Annotated in this window: 13 protein-coding genes; 3 read left to right on the top strand and 10 right to left on the bottom strand. The window is 73.8% G+C overall.

The features are described from left to right. The 3 genes from D7318_RS34680 to D7318_RS25850 form a co-directional block, all read left to right on the top strand. A partial coding sequence (locus D7318_RS34680; RefSeq protein WP_120699626.1) for a hypothetical protein occupies window positions 1-6,637 on the top strand: 6,637 nt, incomplete at its 5' end. Beyond that, window positions 6,634-8,949, top strand: a complete 2,316-nt coding sequence (locus D7318_RS25855) for a right-handed parallel beta-helix repeat-containing protein (RefSeq protein ID WP_120699625.1) — start codon at window positions 6,634-6,636, stop codon at window positions 8,947-8,949. The genes D7318_RS34680 and D7318_RS25855, both read left to right, overlap by 4 nt. A 25-nt stretch (window positions 8,950-8,974) precedes the next feature. Next, window positions 8,975-9,832 carry an RICIN domain-containing protein gene (locus D7318_RS25850; RefSeq protein ID WP_120699624.1) on the top strand — a complete coding sequence of 286 codons (858 nt, stop codon included), beginning with the start codon at window positions 8,975-8,977 and terminating at the stop codon, window positions 9,830-9,832. Here the strand turns inward: D7318_RS25850 and D7318_RS25845 are convergent. The 10 genes from D7318_RS25845 to D7318_RS25800 are packed head-to-tail and all read right to left on the bottom strand — an operon-like array spanning window position 9,826 to window position 18,365. Next, window positions 9,826-10,566, bottom strand: a complete 741-nt coding sequence (locus tag D7318_RS25845) for a hypothetical protein (protein WP_120699623.1) — start codon at window positions 10,564-10,566, stop codon at window positions 9,826-9,828. The genes D7318_RS25850 and D7318_RS25845 overlap by 7 nt on opposite strands. Next, complete coding sequence (locus D7318_RS25840; RefSeq protein ID WP_120699622.1) at window positions 10,559-11,692, bottom strand: acyl-CoA dehydrogenase family protein; 1,134 nt, start codon at window positions 11,690-11,692, stop codon at window positions 10,559-10,561. The genes D7318_RS25845 and D7318_RS25840 overlap by 8 nt, the downstream gene beginning before the upstream one ends. Continuing rightward, window positions 11,689-12,663: a 3-oxoacyl-[acyl-carrier-protein] synthase III C-terminal domain-containing protein gene (locus tag D7318_RS25835; RefSeq protein WP_120699621.1), complete on the bottom strand. Its 975-nt coding sequence runs from the start codon at window positions 12,661-12,663 to the stop codon at window positions 11,689-11,691. The genes D7318_RS25840 and D7318_RS25835 overlap by 4 nt, the downstream gene beginning before the upstream one ends. A 23-nt stretch (window positions 12,664-12,686) precedes the next feature. Next, the gene (locus D7318_RS25830; RefSeq protein ID WP_120699620.1) at window positions 12,687-12,947 is read right to left on the bottom strand and encodes an acyl carrier protein; all 261 of its coding nucleotides are present in this window, start codon (window positions 12,945-12,947) and stop codon (window positions 12,687-12,689) included. A 36-nt stretch (window positions 12,948-12,983) separates the two neighbouring features. Next, a complete protein-coding gene (locus tag D7318_RS25825; protein ID WP_120699619.1) occupies window positions 12,984-14,540 on the bottom strand; it encodes an amino acid adenylation domain-containing protein in 1,557 nt (518 codons plus the stop codon). Then, window positions 14,537-14,950: a holo-ACP synthase gene (locus D7318_RS25820; protein ID WP_120699618.1), complete on the bottom strand. Its 414-nt coding sequence runs from the start codon at window positions 14,948-14,950 to the stop codon at window positions 14,537-14,539. Before D7318_RS25820 ends, D7318_RS25825 begins: the two co-directional genes overlap by 4 nt. Next, window positions 14,947-15,702: a hypothetical protein gene (locus D7318_RS25815; RefSeq protein ID WP_120699617.1), complete on the bottom strand. Its 756-nt coding sequence runs from the start codon at window positions 15,700-15,702 to the stop codon at window positions 14,947-14,949. Before D7318_RS25815 ends, D7318_RS25820 begins: the two co-directional genes overlap by 4 nt. Further along, window positions 15,695-16,828 carry an acyl-CoA dehydrogenase family protein gene (locus D7318_RS25810; protein WP_120699616.1) on the bottom strand — a complete coding sequence of 378 codons (1,134 nt, stop codon included), beginning with the start codon at window positions 16,826-16,828 and terminating at the stop codon, window positions 15,695-15,697. The genes D7318_RS25815 and D7318_RS25810 overlap by 8 nt, the downstream gene beginning before the upstream one ends. Beyond that, window positions 16,825-17,421 (bottom strand): acyl-CoA dehydrogenase family protein, encoded by a 597-nt coding sequence (locus tag D7318_RS25805; protein ID WP_120699615.1) that lies wholly within the window; start codon window positions 17,419-17,421, stop codon window positions 16,825-16,827. Before D7318_RS25805 ends, D7318_RS25810 begins: the two co-directional genes overlap by 4 nt. Next, window positions 17,418-18,365: a 3-oxoacyl-[acyl-carrier-protein] synthase III C-terminal domain-containing protein gene (locus tag D7318_RS25800; RefSeq protein ID WP_120699614.1), complete on the bottom strand. Its 948-nt coding sequence runs from the start codon at window positions 18,363-18,365 to the stop codon at window positions 17,418-17,420. Before D7318_RS25800 ends, D7318_RS25805 begins: the two co-directional genes overlap by 4 nt. Between the last annotated feature and the right edge of the window lie 2 nt (window positions 18,366-18,367).

The raw sequence follows: 18,367 nt of genomic DNA, 5'->3' as shown, positions 1-18,367 counted from the left end.
CCCCCGCACCCTCGACGGCACCACCCTCCACGACCACGTCATCCGCCACATCGACGCCACCGCCCCCCCCACCCGCGCCAACCCCAACCCCCGACCCGAACACCACCTCACCGTCTACACCCCCGACGAACGAGCCATCACCTACGACGCCCGCACCGGCCACTTCATCAACAACACCGACGGCACCCCAGGGCTCCAACGCGTCAACGACGTCGAATACCTCCTCCTCACCCCCGAACACCGAGCCATCCCCGTCCAGCAACTCACGGAATCCACCACCAGCACCAGGCCCACCCCACCCGACCCCGGCGACACCGACCTCACAGTGCACATGGCGTTCATCGGGGAACCTCGCATGCCGGGGCTCGGCCAGGGCCAGGGCGGTCCCGTGCTCGGGGCGGACGCCGGGCGGACCGGCTCGTTCGACATCCCGGTCGAGGGGGGCGCCGAGCTGCGCCTCACCTTCGCCCCGGACACGGGCCGCGTCACCGCCGCCGACGCCGTCACGCCGGACGGCGGCCAGCGGCTCGGCGTGACGCTCGAGCCGCAAGGCGACGTCGACATCGTGCGCGTCACGCGGGACGACGGGACCGTCAGGACCGTCAGGACCGAGCGGTGGATCGCCCTCGTCGACAGCGAGAACGTCCCCCGGGTCCATCTCCGCCTGGTAGACGGCCAGGTGACGGCCTACCGCCCTGGTCCCGACGGCTCACTGACCCGGTTGAACGACGGGATCACCACGCTCGCGGACGGCTCAGGGTCCCGGGTGCTCCTGCCGGGGGACCGCTTCATCCTGAACAACGAGGGGGTCAGGACGCACGACGTGGTGGAGCTCCAGGTCACGGACAGCACCCGGGTCAGGGACTTCGTCGACATCCCGACCCGTGACGGCGGCCAGCCCCAGGTGCGCGACCTCACGGGCGAGCCTCGGGGCTTCACCCCGGAGGTCACGGAGCGGACGATCACCGTGCCGCGCGGCGCCGTGACCACCGTCTACGACCGGGCGACCGGCGTCTGGCAGCGGGAGATCCACGCCTTCGACGCCGCGTCCCTGGCGGGCCACGACCTTCGCGTGCCCAACACGGTGCTCGACAATCACGCCCGGCCGACCCTGATCGAGCGGAACACCGGACAGGAGGTGCCGAACTCCTCGGTCGACCTGCGCCGCAACGGGCACACCGGGGCCCTCGAAGGGGAGATCCGGATCGTCCGGGACCACAGCACCGCGTTCCACGACGTCGCGAACGGCGACGCGCTCCGCGAGGTGCACCGCCTGGGCGGGGACGCGCGGTTCGACGCGGAGCTCAACGGCGCCGACCTGGTCGTCCCCGCCGGGGCCGCCGACGAGCCCCGCCTGGTGCGGGACGGTCAGCGGGTGCCGGACAGCGGGGTCACCAAGATCCCGGACGAGGGCTTCCTGGTGCGGGTCGGGGACCGGCAGGCGCTGCTCGACCTCACGGGCAGGCCCCACCCCGGAGCCGCCGAGGCCGTGCTGCCCGACGGCACCACGGGCCTGGTCCTGCGGTCCACACGGCCGGAGGGACATGCGTTCTTCGACGCCCGAGGCCAACGGACCGAGGCCGCGTTCACCGAGGACGGCGGCACCTGGGGCTTCGCCATCTCATGGGGCGGCGGGACGCTGACCTACCGGTTCATGGACACTCCCGGCGGCGGCCACACCGCCCAACTGACCCACGAGACCTACAGGATGACCGGTGGCCCGGTCGCGGGCCGCACCCTGGAGGTGACGCACGCGGACAACACCTCAAGCGCCGTGATCCGCGCCACGGGCCGCGCCGATCTGCCCGCCGTGGAACAGCGGTGGGCGGGCTTCCACGGCTACCGGATCCCCGAGGGGAACGGCCCGGACCACTCGGTGATCACCGCCACGGGCGGCTTCAGCCACCGGGCCACCCCGCTGGTCACGCCTGGCACCGACGCGTTCGTCCACCTGCCCGCCACGCGCGGCGGGGGCGACCCGCTGCTGCGCCGGGCGGACGGCACCGCCCACCCGGCGACGGAGTTCACCCATGACAGGACCGGCTACTCGTTCACCAACGAGGGGATCACCCGGCAGCACGAGACCGACGGGCGATTCATCGAGGAGCGCTTCACCGTCACGAACGGGGAGTTGCCCGACCATGTGCTGCGCCTCCCCGGCAACCTGGACCAGGCCACGATCACCCCGCCGGGCACCCCGGAGAAGCCGGTGGATGTCACCGTCCAGCGCGACAACACACTGCGGGTCCACTGGAACACCAAGCACGTCATCGTCGATCCGGCCACCCGCACCATCACCCACGACGTGCGCGTCCTCACCAGGACGGGCCCCGACGGGGAGCCGACGGTCCAGGGGTACGCGTTCACCGACCTCACCCCCCCTGGCCGTCACACCTACCGAACGGCCACCGGCGACCCCATCACCACCATCGACGACATCACCCGCCCTGGGAGCGACTTCGCCACCCGACGGGGCCGGGTGACCGAGTACTTCGACGGCGAGACGGGCGCGCACCGCTTCGACGAGACGGCGCTGGCGGGTGGCGAAGGAAGCGGCGTGGGCGGCACCGCCGTGCGCATCCACGAGATGGTGCACGAAGGCAAGTACCACCGCGCCTACGATCTGCTGGACAACCAAAGGGCGGTCGTGCCCGACCGTGTGGTGACGGGCCGCCAGGCGGTGCCGACGGACGTGGACCCGGGCACCGGCTTCCGGGTGCGCAGCGCGGACGGCTCCCAGACCTGGGCGTTCCACGCCGACGGCGGGCCGGACTTCCACATCGGCCCCCGCGACCCGGCCAGCGGGCTGCGGACCGCCACCAAGTACACCGGCCAGCGCGAGACGTTCCAGGTGCGGGAGCTGGGCGACAGCGTCGGCCAGCGCTTCGCCGACGCCCGCACATGGCAGGTGCGCGACCGGGACCTCAACCGGATCGGCCACCAGCTCAGGGCCGAGCAGGACGGCGAATTCCGCGGCAACTTCCGCGACACCGGCCACGCCACCGGCCTCAGGGACGGCGAGTACAAGATCTACGGCCCGGACGACGGGCGCCTGATCGAGCAGCGGATCAACATCATCGCCAAGGGGCGGCGCCTTGACGACCACTTCTACAAGGTCGTCTACGAGCACGACGACGCCGGGAAGTTCACCGGCGGCATCTGGGAGCGCTGGCGGCCCAACCCCGAGGCGGCGCGCTGGACCGAAGGCAACGGCGAGCGCCCGCCCGCCTCCATCGGGCCGCCGACGCCCGCGCCCTGGCTCGACCGCGGCCGGGTCGAGGTCAAGGGCGCTGACCATGGCCATGTCTCGCTGGTCACCTTCAACAGCGACGGCCTGCGCCACGTCGTCTTCGAGCGCCGCCCCCTGGCCGACGGCGCCGCCCTGGACGGGCACACCCCCGGCACCGTCACCGACTTCGCCCACCGCTGGCACGGCGTGCCGACGGGCTTCCTCAGTCAGCGCGAGCGCTGGCAGCTGCTCGACGCGGAGGGCAACGCCGCGGGGAACGGCATCCGGATCTGGGGCACGAGTCGCAAGACCTTCTTCGACTACGGCGAGCAGATCCACGTCTCGCGCTCCCTCACGGGCCCCGTCCACCACTACCGGGAGACCCCGGACGGCGGCTATGTGCTGGCCACGCGCGAGGCCTCGTCCTCCTCCCTCTTCTCCTTCAGCACCGGCCAGGGGGGCAACTGGCACCGCTACGGCGCCGACTTCTCCGTCCAGGCCAACGGCGAGCGCCGCTGGTACACGGGCGGCCACGGCTGGATCGACCGGATGCCCGACCCGCGGCAGGACCTCATCGTCGCGGTGAACGAGAAGTTCGCCGCGGTGGCACTTCACAAAATCCACCACCTCGGGGTGGCAGTTCAGAACATCCGCAACTTCCGCGCCACCGAGCTGAGTCCCGGCGGGCTGCCGACCGGCAGCTGGACCACCGTCTCACCGCAGGGCAAGCCCACCGGCGTCCGCCGGGTCGAGCCCGACGGCTCCTGGGACGCGACGCACCGGATCGCCGAGCAGCGCCCGCCGAACTTCTACCGGACGCTGCTGTCCCCGAACTTCCAGCGGATGAACATCGGCATCTCGCATGTGAACGACACGCTGCTCCCGCACATGTTCCGGCCGAGGGAGAACCGCTACCTGGCCACCGGGACGGAGGCGGCGTTCATCCGGGACAGCAGACTCCAGGCGTTCAACTTCGAGAGCGGCACCGGCGCCGGCACCAGCCATCCGGTCACCACCACCAGAGGCGTCGAGGTCATCAGCTCCCGGGGGTGGAACACCGTCAGGGTGCCCTCCACCGGGCAGATGTCCGGTGAGACCCGGGGCCTGGCCAACGGCAACACCCTGACCGTGGGCGACGATGTCAAGCTGCCGCAGGGCATGGAGCGGGTCGACGGCCTCCTGCCGTGGACGGAGGGCGCTGGCAAGCTCTCGGGCCACCGCACGTTCGACAGGGACCACTTCGTCGATCCGCCGACGACCAGCGGCAAGGGGCGGGACGATGTCCAGTGGCAGGACCAGTTCCGCACCGACGTCCCCGCGGGCGGCAACTGGTACACCCGCGAAGTGGACGACCAGGGCCAGGTGATCCACGAGTGGCATGTCGCCCGGATGGGCTTCAAGGACGGCACGATCCTCGACCACCGCCCCCGCCCGGGGATCCGGGCGGCCGATGACGCGGGGAACGGCGACATCGACTTCCAGCGCACCGTGCACGCGGGCGACACCTGGCGCCCGGAGGGACGACAACTCCAGCCCGACTACCTGGAGTCGGACTGGGTGCTCACCAACCACCACGGCAAGCTGCTGGCCCGCCAGGACACCTTCCCCGGCCTCGGCCCCGACGGCACGGACCTGCGCGTCCACAGCGTCTACACGCACAGCTGGCGCAGTGACTCGGTCACCTGGACCGCGAGCGACGGGTCGAGCGGCGTCCGCAAGCTCGCCTCCCGCAACGACATGGGCCACCACGACTACTTCGACCGCGAGTCCTTCCGCGACTTCGTCATCCACAACGACGGGCGCTCCGAGCTGGTCCGCGAAGTCAGGCTGCTGGCGGACAACACCACCGATGTCGCCTGGAAGGTGCCGGGCGCGAACGGGGCCGCGGACACGGCCACCTGGCGGTGGAACAAGATCGACCGCCATGGCAACATCATGGCGTTCGGCACCCCGGACCAGCGGATCCGGCACTGGTCCGACGACATGAAGCGCTGGGAAGACCGGATCGTCGTCGACCCCGCGCGGCCCGACTCCCCCTACACGGTCGTCCAGGAGCTGCCGAGCGAGGTGGGCGGCGCGCTGCGGCGAGCCTTCAACCGCCCGCCGCTGCGCGTCAGGGAGTACTTCGCCGACCCCGCCCACCTCGACGATCCCCTCACATTCCCCCGCACCTCCGACGGGCTGCGCGGCCTCGGCTGGAAGGAGTTCGAGAGCGGGGCGGTGGCCCGCCGCAAGACCCTGCTGCCGGACGGCACCTACCAGGAACTGGAGAGCATGGCCAAGCACTGGCGGCGGTGGGCCTACGACGACAACACGGGCACGTGGAAGGTGCTCACCGAGCGGTCGATCGCCGGTTTCGTGCGGGAGCGGCCCGCCGCGTCGTTCCTCGATGGCGACCACAGGTTCGAGGGCGACCTCGGCCTGGTGGGCCGGGAGACGTACTACATCGGCCTGCTCAACGAATACCGCGGCTTCGAACGCATGCTCCGCCAGCCGCGGCGCGCGTCCTGGGGACCGGGGGTCACCGCGACCGGCGAGTCGACATACACGCCGTTCGCGGTGCGGAACTCCCAGCACATGCTCGTGGAGTTCCTCCAGGAGCTGGTCCTGGACTTCACGATCAACATGGCCGTCTACGCGGCGATGCCCGGCGAGTTCACCGGCCTCGACGTGCTCCAGGCGCTGCTGGGCGCGACCATCGGCAGCTCCGTGAAGAGCACGTTCATCGGCCTGCACAACCTGGCGGCCAACCACTCGCAGTTCCGGCTCGGGCTCACTCTCCAGGACCGCGGCTTCCCCTACCGCTTCCGCCAGGACGACGACGACATGGCGGGCGAGTGGGGGGCGAACGAGTCCGTGCTGCGCTGGCGCGGCGGCACCTACGACTTCTTCAAGGACGGCTTCCTCGTCTCCCCACTCAGCGCCTTCGTCGGCGGCCTGGCGGGCTTCATGGTCTTCGGCGTGAGGGACAACGAGGGCATCCGCCACGAGGTCACCTTCGAGGAGGCCGCCGCGATGGCGGGTGCCTCCGCCGGCGGCGCGGCCCTCGGCACCCTCACCATCGGAGGCATCAAGGGCGCGCTCCAGGGCACCGCGGGCGCCCGCTGGTACCACCGGCAGGGCCCGGTCGACTTCACCCTGGTGCCCATCATCAGCAAGCTGATGGAGAAGCCCCTGGGCTTCCTGGAATTCGGCCCCATCGTCCGCGACTCCCTGGGCATCGTCCCGCCTACGGGCGCCCCGGAGAACGCGGGCGACCCGGGGACCACGGGCGACCCGGAAACCGCGGGCGCCCCGTCCGAGCCCCCGCCCACACTCGAGTTCACCCTTGACTTTCCCGTCCTCGGCCCCACGAGCCCTTACCCGCACGGCGGGACGTCCGAGCCCGACACGGAGATCGCACCATGACCGACGACCAGATCCGCGTCGCCCCCCGCAGCAAGGGGGCGCACCGGACCATCACCGAAGCGCTCGGGGCCGCCCCGGCCGGGGCGGTGATCAGCATCGCCCCCGGCGAGTACCGCGAGTCGTTCCGGCTGATCCGCCGGGTGACGCTGCTCCCGCAGCACGGCACGGGCTCCGTCACCGTCGCCGTCCCCGCCGCCGCGGGGGCCGTGGCCGTGGCCGCGCCCAACTGCCGGATACGCGGCCTGGTGATCCGAGGCCACGACCCGGGCGAGGCGCTGTTGCGCGTCGAGGACGCCGCGGGGCTGACCCTGGAGGACTGCATTGTCACCCACGGCAGGGTCGAGGTCCTGGGCTCGCGTGGCACGACCCCACGGCCCGACCGGCCGGTCGGCGACATCCCGCTCGACCACGACCTGTCGGCCGAGCTGGCCGACCCCACCGCGGGTGGCGTCCTGGTGACCCGCCGCACCAAGCTGCGGGCCGCCCGGCACACCGCCCTGCACGTCACGGGGGACGCGCTGGCCCGGCTCGACGACACCGCCATCGAGGGCGTCGAGGGCATCGGCGTGGCCGTCTCGGGCACGGCCGTGCTTCGCGCCCACCAGCTGCGGGTGCACGGCGGCTCGGGCTCCTCGCTGCGCGCCCGCGACACCTCGCGGGTGCTGCTGCGCGCCAGCGGCCTGTTCGGGCCTGGCCGCAACGGGCTGCTGGTGCAGGACGCCGCCGAGGCGCTGCTGACGGACTGCCGGGTGGAGAACGCGGCCCGCTCCGGCGTGCGCCTGGACCACACCGCGCGGGCCGAGATCGGCGAGTCCACGATCGCGGGGGCGCGGCTGTCCGGCGTCGAGGTCCGCGACCAGGCGCGGGTGGCGTTGCGCGGGGTGTGGGTGGCGGGGGGCGAGACGGGCGTCCGGCTGCGGTCCACCGAGGAGTCGGTGCTGCTGCACTGCTCGGTCACGGGCCAGCAGGGCAACGGCGTGGAGCTGGGCGCCGGTTCGGACCCGAGGCTGCGGGGGGTGCGGGTGACCCGCAGCGGCAAGCACGGGGTGCTGGTGGGCGAGGGCGGCCGGGGCACGTTCGACCACTGCGACGTGATCGCCAGCGGCTTCCCCGCCCTGCACATCGGCCGGGACGGCGCGCCCCGCTTCCGCGGCTGCCGTGTCTTCGACTCGGCCAACGACGTCGCCCTCTCCGAGGGCGCGAGCCCGGAGTTCGAGAACTGCCAGGCGATCAACGTGGGTTCGCCCCGGCTGTCGAGCGCCTCGTACGGCGCGAGGGCAGCCGGGGGCGCGGGAGGCGCGGGCAAGGGCGCCGCGTCCCGCGGGTCGAAGCGCGGGGAGCGGGACGGCGGGCCGCCCCGAGGGCCCGGTGCCCCCGCGGGGCCCGCGGGCCAGGCCGGGCCCGTGGGCGGCGGCGGCGCGTCCGCGGCGCGTGGCGGCCCGGCCGCGGCGGCGACCAACGCCTCGCCGCCCGAGCCGGAGCAGGGCGAGGCGCCGGTGGCCGAGTCGCTGTCCGACCTGCTGGCCGAGCTCGACGAGCTGGTGGGCCTGGAGAACGTCAAGCGGGACGTCGGCGGCATGGTCAAGCTCATGCAGACGGTGCGGATGCGCCAGGAGGCCGGGCTGCCCGCGCCGCCGCTCAGCCGCCACCTGGTGTTCGCGGGCAACCCCGGCACCGGCAAGACCACCGTGGCGCGCCTCTACGGGCGGCTGCTGCACGCGCTCGGGCTGCTCTCCCATGGCCATCTGATCGAGGTGGACCGCAGCGCCCTGGTCGGCGAGTACATCGGCCACACGGGCCCCAAGACCACCGAGGCGTTCCAACGGGCGCGCGGCGGTGTACTGTTCATCGACGAGGCATACGCGCTGACCCCGCCGGGCGTGACCCAGGACTTCGGGCTCGAAGCCATCGCCACCCTGGTGAAGCTGATGGAGGACCACCGCGACGAGGTCGTCGTGATCGCCGCGGGCTACCCCGGCGACATGGAACGCTTCATCAGCTCCAACCCGGGCCTGGCGTCCCGGTTCACCCGCAGCCTGCTGTTCGCCGACTACTCCACGGAGGAGCTGGTGGAAATCGTGGAGCACCACGCCCGCCGCCACCGCTACGAGCTGACCGCGGCTGCCCGCAAGGCGCTCTCGACGCACATCGGGGCGATTCCCCGGGGCGACCGGTTCGGCAACGGGCGCACCGCGCGGCAGCTGTTCCAGCGGATGACGGAGAGCCAGGCGATGCGCGTGGCCGAGCTGACGTCGCCGCAGGCCAGCGACTTGATGGCCCTCGACGAGAACGACCTCCCCGTCCCGTCCTGACCGCGAGGCACTGATGGCAGAGAAGATGACAGAGAAGCCGGACGACGCGGATCACAGGTTCGCCCATGCCTTCGCCCGCCAGCCGACCGTGGCACGCCGCGGGCTGCTGCCGGGGCGCCGCGTGTTCACCTCCCTGGTGTGGGCGGTCGCCATGGTGGTGGTGATCACCGGCTCCGTCTGGCTGGTCGGCGCCGTGCTGCCGGACGGCGGTGACGGCGAGGCCGAGCCCGTCGCCGCACCCGACCTCCCGGTGGAGGCCCCCACGCTCGGCCCCGAGGAGCCGACCGAGGAGCCCGAGCCCGAGCCGGAGCCCACCGAGGAGCCGGAGCCCGAACCGGAACCCGAACCGGAGCCGGAGCCGGAGCCGGTCCCCGAGCCTGAGCCGGAACCCGAGCCCGAGCCCGAGCTGCTCACCGCGCCGCGGAGCCTGGATCCGGCGGACTTCCCCGAGCACGGCGGCGTCTACGCGCTCCAGGCGAGCACCGGACCCGACCTGTGCGCGGAGGTGCTCAACGGCAGCGAGCAGCGGGGCACCGCCGTCCAGCTGGGTGCGTGCGACGGCAGCCGCGGCCAGCAGTTCACCGCGCGGCGGAACGAAGAGCCGGCGAACACGTTCCGCCTGATCTCCGCGGGCAACAACTGCCTGGACGTGCCGCAGGGCTCCTCGGTCGTGGGCCGCGAGATCTGGGTGTGGGAGTGCAACGGGCTGTCGCCCCAGGTGTGGCGCGCCGAGGAGGTGGGCGACGGCGCGGTGCAGTTGGTGTCCCAGCGCAGTGGCCTGTGCCTCGAGGTGCCCAACGACTCGACTCAGCCGGGTCTCCAGCTCCGCCAGTGGGACTGCGACGGCTCCCCGGGACAGCGGTGGCGGCTGGGGCTCTACTGACGCGGCAACGCCAGCGTTCCGGCCGATGTGGTCTCCAGGGTCAGCCAGCACTCCCTCCTCGGGCCTCGGGTGTGCAGGAGGATCCGGGTGCCCGGGGGCAGGGGGGTGCCGGACAGGGTGGTGTGGAGGGTGAGCCAGGGTTCGCTCGCCGTGCGGCCCGTGATGTGGTGGGCCGCGGGCGTCGCGGGCGGGGGGCCTTCGCCACAGGCGATGACCCGCAGGGGCCCTGGGCCGCGGTGGATCCGCAGGCCGATGGCCGTGAACCACACGCCGCCCGCGCGGGCGTCGGCGAACAGCGGCTCGTCGCAGATCAGGGCCGTCGCCGCGGCGGGCATCGCCCAGCTCAGCAGGTCGAAGACCAACGCGCCGCCCAGCTCGTCGAGGTGCGTGACGCCGATGTCCTCGCCGCGCCAGCCCGACGCGTGGACCAGGCCCGCGAGGGCCGCGACCTTGGCGTCGCGCAGCGGGCCCGAGCGGACCAGGAAGAGCGGCTGCTCGTCGGGCGGAGGCCCGAGCGCGGCCAGGGCCAGCGCGCTGACGTCGGGCCCTTCGGCCTCGGCGTCCTCCGGCGAGGCGACGACCAGGTGCTCGAGCGGGATGCCGCCCGCCTCGGCCACCCGGCGCGCGCGGGGCAGCACGGCGGCGGGGAAGTCGTTCAACGGCCGGTGGTCGGTGTGGAGTCGGGTCGCGACGGAGAGCGCGTGGACGCTGAGGTGCGCGCCGAGGTCAGTCATCGGCGTCCCCGCTCCGGTGGCCGCGGGCGACGTGCAGGCGCTGGATGTTGCCGCTGCCCTCCATCAGCTCGAACGCGCGCACGTCGCGCGTCCACTTCTCCAGCAGCGGGTGCTCGAGCAGGCCCGCGGGGCCGAGGGCGGCGGCGGCCCAGTGGGCCGTGTCCACCGCCGTCCTGGTGGCGCCGAGCTTGGCCGCGCTGGAGAGATAGCCGCGTTCCGGGGAGCGGTCCGCGCGGGCCGCGGCCCGCAGGACCAGGCCGTGCGCCGCCTCGGCGCGCGCGGCGACCAGCTCCGCGCCCGGCGCGCCCTTGCGGTGCTCGGCCACATACGCGGCCATGGCAAGCGCCGTGCCCACGGCCGCCGCGGCGACGCGGACCCGCATCCGGTTGAACGTGGTGACCGCGCCCCACACGCCGCGCCGCGTCACCGGCAGGTGCTCGCCGAGCAGCGAGTCCCCGGCCAACGGGAGCCCGTCGAAGCGGAGTTCGCTCAGAAACGCCCCGCGAAGACCCACCGTGTCGAGGCGCGCGGCGTGCCACCCCGGCGTGGGAAGCTCGACGAGCGCCGCGCGGATCGACAGGGCGGAGCGGCCCGTTCGCCCGAACACCACCCCCACGCCACCGCGCGCCCCCTGGCCGATGTACCGCTTCGCCCCGTGCAGCGACCACCCGCCCGATCCGTCGTGGGCGAGGCGCGTCTCCATCGCCGTCGCGTCGCTCCCGCGCCCCGCCTCGGTCATCGCGAAGAACGACCACGTGCGCCCGTCGGAGAGGCGCCGGTAGAAGCGCTCCCGCTGGGCGGCGTCGCCCAGCAGGTCGACGAACACCCCGGCGAGCCCCGGTGAGGGGCAGGCGAGCAGGGCGCCCGCGTCGCCGCGGGCGAGCTCGGTCATGCCGACGACGTTCTCCAGGCAGGAGTCGCGGTCCAGCACGGGTGGGCCCCCGCCCGCGTCGCGGAACTCCTCGGGTGTCTCGGAGCGCCGCACCATCGCATAGGCGGGCGCGTCCAGGTGGTGGTCCATCGCGCCCGGGTCGGCGTCGATCGCCAGCGCCCGCGACCGCAGGTCCTCGGCCGCCTCCCTGGCCGCCGCGCGGATGGCGCGCAGCCGGTCGTCGAACTCGATCATCCCCCTCGTTCCTCCTCCTCGTCGGCCCCGTCGTCGACGACCTCGACGATCGCCGCCTGGGTGTAGGCGCCCTGGCCGATGGCGACCAGGGCGCAGCGCTGCCCCGGCCTCAACAGGCCGGTGCGGTCGGCGTGTTCGAGCGCCATCAGGGCGTCGCCGCCGAAGTTGTGGCCGCGTTCGGCCATGAGGTCGAGGCAGATCCGCTCCCTCGGCACCCCCGACTGAGCGCTGAACGTGCGCCAGAACATCCGGTTGGACAGGTGCGGCATGACCCAGTCGATGCGGTCCACCGGCGTGCCCGCCGCCTCGGCGGCGCGGCGCACCGTGTCCACGACCTGCTCGGAGCAGACGCGGTTGAACAGCGCGACCTCGTCGGCCGTCATGCGCATGTTGCGGTGGAACCTGGCGTCCCGCGCCCCCGCGCCCGCCACATAGCGGTACCGCGCCCGCCCGGTGTGGACCACGACGCCGACCGCCGCGTCGCCGCTGACGGTGGTGCCGGGGATGTAGCGCGCCCCGTCGTTGACGCTGCCCTGGTCGCCGCCGAGCACCAGCACGCGCTCGTCGCGCCCGGCGCCGGGGCGGCGCAGATAGCGGCGGGCGTACTCGACGCAGCGCAGCACCGAGGCGCAGTTGACGTGGGACATCCCGTAGAACCGGCCGCCGCCGAGGCCGAGCCTGGCGCGCAGCCGACCGGGGAAGTCGTCGCCCAGGTCGCCCTCGGCCATCAGCAGGGTGTGGCCGTAGAGGACCAGCGAGGCGGTGCCGCCGTCGAGCGCGGCCAGGCCCGCCTCGGCGAGCAGGTCCTCCATCCGCTCGCCAGGGGCCAGGGTCGGGGACGCGCGCAGCCCGTAGACCTTGGCGAACATCCTGCGTTCCAGGGTCCCGCAGCCGGCCCGCGCGAGGATGTCGTCGACGGGTTCGGAGCGCCCCGGCAGCCGGACGGCCACCCGGGACAGGCCGATGGTCATGAGCGCGGCCCCGCCCCGGCCGTTCAGACCGCGGCCTTGGCGAAGCCGGACTCGACGTAGTCGCTGAGGGTGCCCACGGTGCGGAAGACCTCGGGGCCCAGGTCGTCGGGGTCGATCTCGAGCCCGATCGTGTCCTCGAGGCTCATCAGCAGCTCGATCACGCTCGTCGAGTCGAGCGCCAGGTCCTCGAAGAGGCGCAGCTCGGCGGTGATGGCAGGGAACTCCTTGTTGAGCACGGCGGAGAGCGCGATCCGCAGGTGCTCGATGATGTCGGTGCGGTTCATGGTCGTTCTTCCTCTCATCGGTCTCTCATCGATCTCTCATCGGTGGGGATGTGCGACGGCGCGCAGCCGTGCGGCCTCGGCGGCCAGGGCGGGGCGGTCGGTCTTGCGGTTGGCGTTGAGCGGGAACGTGTCGAGGTGGCGGTAGCCCAACGGGATGAGGTGGCGCGGGAAGAAGCCGCCGAGCTCCTCCATCAGGTCGGCGGATGGCCGCCGTTCGCCCAGGTAGAACGCGAACAGCTCGCCGTCGATGGCGACGGCGACGGCGTCATGGACGCCGCGGCAGCGGCGCAACCCCCATTCGACCTCGGCGAGTTCGACGCGGACGCCATGGATCTTCACCTGGTGGTCGCGGCGTCCCAGATAGGCGAGTTGGCCGTCGGGCAGGCGCCGGACCAGATCGCCCGTGCGATACCAGCGGGTGCCGTCATGGGTGAGGAAGCGGCCCTCGTCGTCGGCGGGTTCGAGGTAGCCGGGGAACAACTGGTCGCCGGTGACGCACAGTTCGCCGGTGTCGGCGCCGGACTCCGCGGCGGGGCGGCCCCGTTCGTCGGCCAGCAGGTGGCGCAGCCCGGGGTGGGGGACGCCGATGGGCACCACGTCGTTGACGCACGCGGCGGGCGAGGTGGCGGGGTCCCAGCGGTGCACGGTGCAGGAGATGGTCAGCTCGGTGGGCCCGTAGAGGTTCTCCAGGCGCGAACCGGGCGCCGCCGCCTGCCAGTCGGCGGCATCGTGGCTCAGCAGCGGCTCGCCGCAGAAGAGGCTGAGGCGCAGGCTGGGCAGCGCGCCTGGGGTCAGCGCCCGCAGCCGCCTGACCAGCGCGATCACGCTGGGGGACGAGAACCACACGGTGATGCCGTGCCGGGCGACGAAGTCGGGGACGGCGGCGAACGCGCGCGGCGGCATCGGGACCAGGGTGGCGCCCGCGCCCCATGCCGCGAACATGTCGAACATGGCGAGGTCGAAGGTGAGGTCGAACGTCTGCGAGAACACGTCACGCGGCGTGAACCGGTAGCGGTCGTGCACGAAGCGCAGATAGGCGTCGACGTTGCGGTGGAGCACGGGCACGCCCTTGGGGCGGCCCGTGGAGCCCGAGGTGAACAGGATGTAGGCGACGGCGTCGGGGTGGGGGGTGCGCGGGCGTTCCAGGGGCGCGCCGGTCGGCTCCCCGACGACCGGGACGCCGTCGACGGCGTCCTTCAGCTCGGGCAGCAGGGTCCGCCCCGTGGCGTCGGCGAGCAGGGCGTCGAGGCCCGCGGCCTCGATCATCCGGCGGGTCCGCTCGGCGGGGAAGTCGGGGTTGAGCGGCACCACGGTCGCGCCCGCGTACAGCGCGGCCAGCACGCCCGCGTAGGCGTCCTCGCCGCGCTCCGCCAACAGGCCGACGCGGCAGGGCCGTTCGCCCGCCGCGGCCAGCAGCGCCCCGGCCAGGGCGAGGGCGCGCCCATGCAGCCGCTCATAGGTGACCGCGGTGCCGCCGACGCGCAGGGCGGTGGCGCCGGGGTCGCGCGCGAGGCCCCGCAGGAACCAGTCGTGCAGGCATCCGCCGGTGGCCTCGGGGGCGACCGGCGCGACGAGGTCGGGTGAGGTGTTCATCGCTGTCCTCGGGTCGGCGTCGGGATCGGGGGCGGGGGCGCGACCTGGGCCGCGGCCACCGCGACGACCAGGTCGGCCTGGTGGGTGAGGGTGACGACAAGGCCGAACAGGCCCGCGTCGTCGGCCAGTCGGCGGGCGCCGCCGGAGAGGGTCGCGCGGGGCGCGCCCCACGCGTCGCTGGTGACCTCGATGTCGCGCCAGCGCACGCCCTGTCCGAAGCCCCGGCCGAGCAGCTTGCAGACCGCCTCCTTGACGCAGAACCGCCCCGCGAGGCGCTCGGCGTGCCGCTCGCCGCCGATCTCGCCCGCCTGGGCCAGCTCGGCCTCGGTGAACACCAGGGCGCGGTAGCGGCGGTGCTCGGCGATCCGGGCGAAGCGGGGCACGGACAGCAGGTCCACTCCGATCCTCATGACTCTCCCGCCTCCCCCCGCTCGGCCCCCGGCGGCAGGTGGAGCGCGGCGGGCGAGGTGGCCTCCAACACCAGCCAGCCCTCCCGCTCGGGGCCGCGGGTGTGGAGCAACACCCGGTCGCCGGACGTGAGTTCGCCGCCCCCGACGGCGTCGCGCAGCGCCAGCCAGGCGTCGCAAGGGCCCGCGCCCGTGAAGCGGCGGCCCGCCGCGGGCGGCGGGGCGCCCTCGCCGCAGCCCAGCACCCGCAGGGGCCCGGGGCCGCGCCGGACGCGCAGGCTCACCGCGCGCAGCGGAACGGCGTTCGGGCTCTCGGTGAACGACGGCTCGTCGCAGATCAGGGCCGTCGCCGCGGCGGGCATCGCCCAGCTCAGCAGGTCGAAGACCAACGCGCCGCCCAGCTCGTCGAGATGCGTGACGCCGATGTCCTCGCCGTCCCAGCCCACCGTGTGGACCAGGCGGGCCAGCTCGGCGACGCGCGGGTCGCGCAGCGGGCCCGAGCGGACCAGGTACAGCGGCTGCTCGTCCGGCGGCGGCCCCAGCGCGGCCAGCGCCTGGACGGCCACTCCCCCGGTGCGCCCCGGGGGAAGCAGCCGCAGCCGCTCGGCGGGAACGCCCCGGGCCGCGGCCACCAGGTCGCCCAACGCCCGTGCGTGCGCGACGCGTTCGAGCGCGGCCACGGGGCGGTGGCCGCCGTCGGGCCTGACGGCCGCGCCGAGGGCGTGCACGCTGAGGAGCGCCTGGGGATCAGGCATCGGCGTCCCCGCTCCGGTAGCCGCGGGCGACGTGCAGGCGCTGGATGTTGCCTGTGCCGTCCATGAACTCGAACGCGCGCACGTCGCGCGTCCACTTCTCCAGCAGCGGGTGCTCGAGCAGGCCCGCGGGGCCGAGGGCGGCGGCGGCCCAGTGGGCCGTCTCGACCGCCATCCTGGTGGCGCCGAGCTTGGCCGCGCTGGAGAGATAGCCGCGTTCCGGGGAGCGGTCCAGGCGGGCGGCGGCCTCGTACACGAGGTGGCGCGCCGCCTCGGCGCGCGCGGCGACCGGCTCCGCCCCTGGCGCGCCCTTGCGGTGCTCGGCCACGTACTCGGCCATGGCAAGCGCCGTGCCCACCGCGGCGGCGGCGATCTGCATGCGCATGTTGTTGAAGGTGGTGAGGGCGCCCCAGATGCCGCGCCGGGTCACCGGCAGGTGCTCGCCGAGCAGCATGTCGCCAGCCACCGGCAGCCCGTCGAAGCGGAGTTCGCTCAGAAACGCCCCGCGCAGCCCCACCATGTCGAGCCGCTCCGCGTGCCAGCCCGGCACCGGGAGCTCGACCAGCGCGGCCCTGATCGACAGCGCGGAACGGCCCGTTCGCCCGAACACCACCCCCACGCCACCGCGCGCCCCGTGCCCGATGTACCGCTTCGCCCCGTGCAGCAGCCACCCACCGGATCCGTCACGCTCCAACCGGGTCTCCATCGCCGTCGCGTCGTTGCCGCGCCCCGCCTCGGTCATCGCGAAGAACGACCACGTGCGCCCGTCGGAGATCCGCCGGTAGAAGCGTTCCTTCTGGGCGGCGTCGCCGAGCAGCTCGACGAAGACACCGGCCAGCGCGGGCGAGGGGCAGGCGAGCAGGGCACCGACGTCGCCGCGGAACAGCTCGACCAGCCCGACGATGTTCTCCAGGCACGAGCCGCGGTCGGGCGAGGCCGCCGCGGTGGCCGACGTGCGGTGGGCGGCGGGCATGCTGGACTCGCGGATCATCAGATACGCGGGCGAGTCCAGGTGGGGCTCCATCGCCTCGGGGTCGGCGTCGATCGCCAGGGCGCGGGAGCGCAGGTCCTCGGCCGCCTCGCGGTGCCGGTCGCGGATGGCGCGCAGCCGGTCGTCGAACTCGATCACTCCGGGACCCCTTCCCTGTCGATCCAGGTGTTGGCCACCAGGAAGGACACATGGAGCGCCCGCGCCGGGTGGTCGGCCAGATAGCCCGCGGCGCCGAAGAGCGTGAGCACCTGCCAGCCCAGCTCGTCGAGGCGGAGGTGCAGGTCGGAGAGCGCCGCGGGGTCGTGCGGGGCGTGCGCCTGCTCGCGCAGCAGCTCGACCTCGGCCATGGTGTCGGCGACGGTGCCGGTGATCAGCTGCTTGCGGATCAACGGCTCGTCCCCCGCGACCCGTTCGCTCAGGTGCTCGACGGCGTGGTCGAGCAGGCGGCGGACCAGGCCGAGGCGCACGGCGGCGAGCAGCCGCCCGATCTCGGCCAGGCTCGCCGGGGCGGCGGGGGGCCGCCCCTGGCACGCGAGGAACGTGACGCCCTCGCGTGCGGCCAGGCTGTCGTGGCGGACCTCGGCCCCGGCCCTGACGCTCTCCGCGGGGACGGCCGCCCAGCGCCCTGGGGCGGTGGTGGCCACCTCGGCGCCGGCGATCGCCATGGCGAGCCCGGCGGCCAACCCCTCGTCCCTGGCGATCCGTTCGCACTGCCGCAGGCTTGTACTCATGCTTCCTCCTCGACCTCGACGATCACTGCCTGGAAGTAGGCGCCCAGCGCGAGCGAGACCAGGGCGCAGCGGTCGCCCGGGCGCAACAGGCCCGTTCCATCGGCGTGTTCGAGCGCCATGAGCGCGTCGCCGCCGAAGTTGTGGCCGCGTTCGGGGATGAGGTCCACGCGGATCCGGTCCCTCGGGATGCCGGACTCGGCGCTGAACGCGCGCCAGAACATCCGGTTGGACAGGTGCGGCATCACCCAGTCGACGCGGTCGGCCGTCAACCCGGCCGCGCGCGCGGCGCGTTCCACGGTGTCCACCACGCGCCGCTGGCAGACGCGGCTGAACAGGCGGGTCTCGGCCGCCGACAGCTGGAGGTTGCGGTGGAAGCGGGTGTCCCTGCCGACGGCGCCGCCCAGGTAGCGGTAGCGGGACCGTCCGGCCCCGACGACGACGCCCACCGCGCCGTCGCCGCCGATCGCCATCCCCGGGATGACGCGGGACGCGTCGTGGACGCTGCCCTGGTCGCCGCCGAGCACCAGCACGCGCTCGTCGGGATCCGCGCCGGGGCGCCGCAGATAGCGGCGGGCCAGCTCGATCGAGCGCAGCACGGAGACGCAGTTGACGTGGGAGAGCCCGTAGAACGCGCCGCCCGGCAGGCCGAGTCGGGCGCGCAGCCGGTCGGCGAACCCGCCGCGCAGCCCGAACTCCTGGGTGAGCATGGTGTGTCCGTAGAGGACCAACGAGGCGGTGCCGCCGCCGAGCGCGGCCAGGCCCGCCTCGGCGAGCAGGTCCTCCATCCGCTCGTCGGGAGCCAGGGTCGGCGTGTCGCGCAGCCCGTAGATCCGGGTGAAGACCTTGCGCTCCATGGGTCCGCTCCCGGCGCGCGCCAGCACGTCGCCCACCGGCTCGGTCCGGCGCGGCAGGCGCACCGCCACCCTGGAGAGTCCGACGTCCATGG

Origin of the sequence: Streptomyces radicis (assembly GCF_003626575.1) — a bacterium.
Lineage (GTDB): Bacteria > Actinomycetota > Actinomycetes > Streptomycetales > Streptomycetaceae > Streptomyces > Streptomyces radicis.
This window is presented reverse-complemented; position numbering and strand designations above follow the sequence as displayed.